General features: G+C 74.7%; 3 protein-coding genes. 1 reads left to right on the top strand and 2 read right to left on the bottom strand.

Translation table 11 applies throughout. The features are described 5' to 3' along the window. Window positions 1-664: glycerophosphodiester phosphodiesterase family protein (locus AAG827_RS21980; RefSeq protein WP_341928343.1), on the bottom strand; the 664-nt coding region annotated here is incomplete at its 3' end. Between the two features lie 40 nt (window positions 665-704). Continuing rightward, window positions 705-1,328, bottom strand: a complete 624-nt coding sequence (locus AAG827_RS21975) for a TetR/AcrR family transcriptional regulator (RefSeq protein WP_341928342.1) — start codon at window positions 1,326-1,328, stop codon at window positions 705-707. 68 nt (window positions 1,329-1,396) lie between these two features. Between AAG827_RS21975 and AAG827_RS21970 the strand changes: the two genes are divergently transcribed. Continuing rightward, complete coding sequence (locus AAG827_RS21970; protein ID WP_341928341.1) at window positions 1,397-4,396, top strand: crotonase/enoyl-CoA hydratase family protein; 3,000 nt, start codon at window positions 1,397-1,399, stop codon at window positions 4,394-4,396. Window positions 4,397-4,425: the final 29 nt, after the last annotated feature.

Genomic DNA, 4,425 nt, shown 5'->3' with positions numbered 1-4,425 from the left:
CCGCGTGCGCGCGACGCACGAGACCGGGTGTCGTCACGACCCACCGGCCGCGCCGGTGGGGGATCTGGAGGGCGGCGACGCGCCCACGGGTGACGAGGTCGGCGAGCCGCCCGCTCGGCAGGAACCGGAAAGCCACGGCCTCGAGGGGGTGCGCCGAGGTCGGCACCAGGCCGCCCGTGAGCTCGCGGAAGCGCCGCAGCCGGCTCCGGGAGAACGACCCGACGAGCACCCGCTCCTCGGCGTCGCGCGCGGAGATGAAGTCCGCCAACGGGGCGACGGCGCCGTCGGACTTGAGGTCGATGTTGAAGCGCGCCCGCGGGAACTGCTCGAAGAGCTCGGCGAGGGTGGGGACCCGCTCGCGCCCGCCGACCAGGGCGTCGCGCACCTCGGCGTACGACGCGGAGGCGATCTCGCCGGTCCGGTCGGTGACCCGGTCGAGGACCCGGTCGTGGAAGGCCAGGAGGACCCCGTCGCGGGTGACGTGCACGTCGGTCTCGAGGTAGTCGTAGCCGAGCTCGACCGCGTGACGGAAGGCCGACATCGTGTTCTCGAGGCCCTCGACATCGGGGTGGTAGGCCCCGCCGCGGTGCGCGAACGCGAGCACCGAGCCCGGCTGGTCCAGGACCTCGTCGAGGTAGGGGAACCCGGTCCTCGGCGACGTCACGGATGCAGTATTCACCCAGATGACGGGTTTGCGTGGAGGCTCAGAACCACGAGTCGGCGTCGGTCTCGCCGAGCAGCACCGGCAGGGCGGCGACCCAGCGGCGCACGAGGCGCTCGTGGGAGGCGTGGTCGACCCCGAGGAGGCCGGTCATGGCCGCCCCCGTGAGCAGGTCGATGGTGAACTGGACCAGGGTCGGGACGCGGGCGTCGGTCGTGCCGACGACCTCCGTGACGGCGCCGTGCACGGCCTCGAAGACGGCGCGCTCGACCGGCACCAGGGCCTCGAGGAGGGCGGGGTCGGTGCGCGCCGCGACCCACAGCTCGAGGACGACCAGGAAGGCCGGGTGCTCGAGGTCGCCGCGCACGACGGCGACGGCGCGCTCCCACGAGCGCTCTGCGGGAGCCTCCTCGGCCGCGCCGGCGCGCAGGACGCCGAGACGACGCCGGGCGACGTCCTCGACGACGCCGACCATGAGCGAGGCGCGGGTCGGGAAGTGGTGCAGGAGGGTGCCCCGGGCGACGCCGGCCCGGTCCTGCACCTCCGCGATGGTCGTGGCCGCGTGGCCGCGCTCCAGCAGGCAGTTGAAGGTGGCGTCCAGCACCCGCGCCCGGGTGGCGGCCGTGCGCTCGCCCTGGGTGCGCCGCGGGGCCGGGACGGGTGACATGGCGTCACGGTAGCGGCCGGGACAGGGCATACTGGCACAAACAGTCCAAACGTACGGGAAGTGTGACCATGAGCCCCTCGAACCCCCGCCCACACCCCTCGCTGAGCCGCACCCTGCGCCAGGGCGTCGCCCTCGCCCAGGTCGCGGTCACCGCGGCCCGCAACCCGGATCTGCGCCGAGGAGTGGTGGCGCAGGTGAGCGGCGGGCTTCTCGGGGGAGGTGCGTCCGGCGGGGGAGAGGCGTCCTCGTCGGACGCGGCGGCCGGTGGCGTGGTGGTCTCGGCGCCGACCGGGGTGGCCGACTTCCCCCGCCACGTCCACGCCCAAGCGGTGTGCGGGGCAGGACCGGCCGACGTGGCGTCGTACGTCCGTGACTTCGGGCAGGCAGCGCAGTGGCTCACCATCCACTCGACCTGGCGCGGCGAGGGGCCGGGTGTGGTCGACGAGGGTGACCGCTTCGCCCAGCAGATCCTGCTCATGGAGATCCCGGCCGAGGCGCGCTGGACGGTGGCACGGGTCGACGACACCGGCTTCGAGCTGCGCGGGACGGGTCCGATGGGCATCACGCTCGGGTTGTGGTGCACCGTGGTCGCCTCCGGGAGCGGCTCGGTCGTGCGGCTCGACGCGGGGCTCGACGGCGCGCCCGTGCGAGGGCCGGTGGGCTCGACCGCCGTCCGCAGCGTCGAGAAGGCGCTCGTGGCGTCCTTGGCGCTGCTGACCTCCCAGGTGTCGGGCTCGGCGCCGGCGCGGCTGCGGGTGTCCGCCGACCCGGTCCTGCACGTGGCCTCGGGGCGGTCCCTCGACCCTCGGACGCCGGTCATCGTCGGGGTCGGCCAGGTCGTGCAGCGCGAGCCCGACCCCTCCCAGGACCCGGTCGCCCTGTCGGCCGCCGCACTGCGAGCCGCTCTCGTCGACAGCGGGGCGAGCGTCGACCTGCTGGGGCTCGCGGATGCCGTCTATGCCGTGCCGAGCGCCTCGTGGACCTATGCCGACCAGGCGCTCCTGGTCGCCGACGCGGTGGGGGCGCGGCCCGACGAGACCGTGCAGTCGAGCCCCTACGGCGGCGACGGTGGCCAGCTCGTCGTCAACGACGCCGCCGACCTGGTGGCCTCCGGCGGGGCTTCGGTGGTGCTGGTCAGCGGCGCGGAGGCGGGCTCGACGCTGGCCTGGGCGCAGAAGCACGGCGTCACGCTCGACTGGCCGCGCCAGGACGAGTCGGTGGCGCCGAGCCGCGTGATCGGTCTCGACAAGCGGCCCAACAACGAGGCCGAGACCGCGGTGGGGCTCGGGGCGCCGATCTACACCTACGCGCTGATGGAGTCGGCGGTCCGTGGTCGGCTCGGTCGCACGCCCGCGGAGCACACGAGCGCCGTGGCGCGGCTGTGGGCGGGCTTCTCGGAGATCGCCTCGCGCAACCCGTTCGCCTGGTCACCGACCCCGGAGTCGGCCGATCGGATCGCTGCCGTCACCCCGGACAACCGCGCCGTGTCGGCGCCGTACACGAAGCTGATGTGCGCCAACCTGCAGGTCGACCTCGCCGCGGGCTCGATCGTGACCAGCGTCGCCGCCGCCGAGGCCGCCGGGGTGCCCCAGTACCGCTGGGTGTTCGTGCACGCCGGCGCGTCGGCGTACGACGAGTGGTTCGTCTCGGAGCGTGCCGACCTGTCCCGCTCGCCGGCGATCGCCGCGCTGGGTGCTGCTGCGCTCGGGCACGCCGGGGTGGGCATCGAGGACGTGGCGCACGTCGACCTCTATGCCTGCTTCCCGTCCGCGGTCGAGATCGGCGCCGACGCCCTGGGCCTCCCGATCGACGACCCGGGGCGCCCGCTGACGGTCACGGGCGGGTTGACCTTCGCGGGTGGGCCGGGCAACAACTACGGCAGCCACGCGATCGCGTCGATGGTGCCGGTGCTGCGCGCCGACCCTGCTTCGCGTGGGCTGTGCACGTCGCTGGGCTGGTATGCCACGAAGCACGCACTGGGGCTCTACTCAGCCACCCCGCCCGAGCGCGCCTACGCGCACCTGCGCCCCGTGGTCGAGCAACCGCCCAAGCGGCCGGTCGTGACGTCGTACGACGGCGAGGCGGTCGTCGAGGCGTTCACGGTGCCCTTCGACCGGTCCGGTGCAGCCGAGGCCGGCATCCTGAGCCTGCTGACGCCGTCGGGCACGCGGGTGCTCGTGCGCTCGTCGGACTCCTCGCTCGTGGGTGCCCTCACGGAGGGGGACCTGCTGGGAGCACGGGTGCGCGTCGCCGGGGAGTCCGTGACGGTGCTGGGCGCCGGGGCCTACGAGCTGCCGGCGCCGCCGGCCTCACCCGTGCGGCGATCCCTCGAGGGCGCGGTGCTGGTGGTGACGCTCGACCGGCCCGAGGTGCGCAACGCGATCGACGCGCGGACCGCGGAGGCGCTCGAGAGCGCGATCGACGACGCCGAGGCGGACCCGCGCGTGCGGGCCATCGTGCTGACGGGCGCCGGCGACACGTTCTGCGCCGGGATGGACCTCAAGGCAGCGGCGCGCGGCGAGCTGCCGCTGACCGCAGGACGAGGCCCCCTGGGCCTGACCGGGCGGCCGCCGGTGAAGCCGCTGGTCGTCGCGGTGGAGGGCAGCGCGCTCGCGGGCGGTTGTGAGCTCGCGCTCGCCGCCGACCTGATCGTGGCGGCCTCCGACGCGGTCTTCGGCATCCCCGAGGTCAAGCGTGGCCTGGCCGCGGCCGCCGGGGGAGTGCTCCGGCTGCGTGAGCGGCTCCCGCGCAACGTCGCGATGGAGATGGCGCTCCTGGGCGAGCCGATGTCGGCGGTGCGGCTCGCCGAGCTGGGCCTGGTCAACCGGGTCTCGGCACCCGGTGCCGCCCTCGAGGTTGCTCTCGAGCTCGCGCGGGCGATCGCGGCCAACGCGCCGCTCAGTGTCGCCGTCGGCAAGCGGATCGTGGACGAGTCACCCGCCTGGCCCGCCGACGAGGCCTTCGACCGGCAGACCGAGCTCGCCTCGCCCGTCATCCTCTCCGACGACGCCCGCGAGGGGGTCGACGCGTTCGCCGAGCGGCGTGCGCCGGTGTGGTCGGGGCGCTGAGCTGGTCGGTCCTGGGGCTGCGGTTTGGT

The organism is Nocardioides psychrotolerans, from assembly GCF_943371775.1.
Lineage (GTDB): Bacteria > Actinomycetota > Actinomycetes > Propionibacteriales > Nocardioidaceae > Nocardioides > Nocardioides psychrotolerans_A.
Note: the sequence above shows the minus strand (reverse complement) of the source record. Positions and strands in the feature narration are given on the sequence as shown.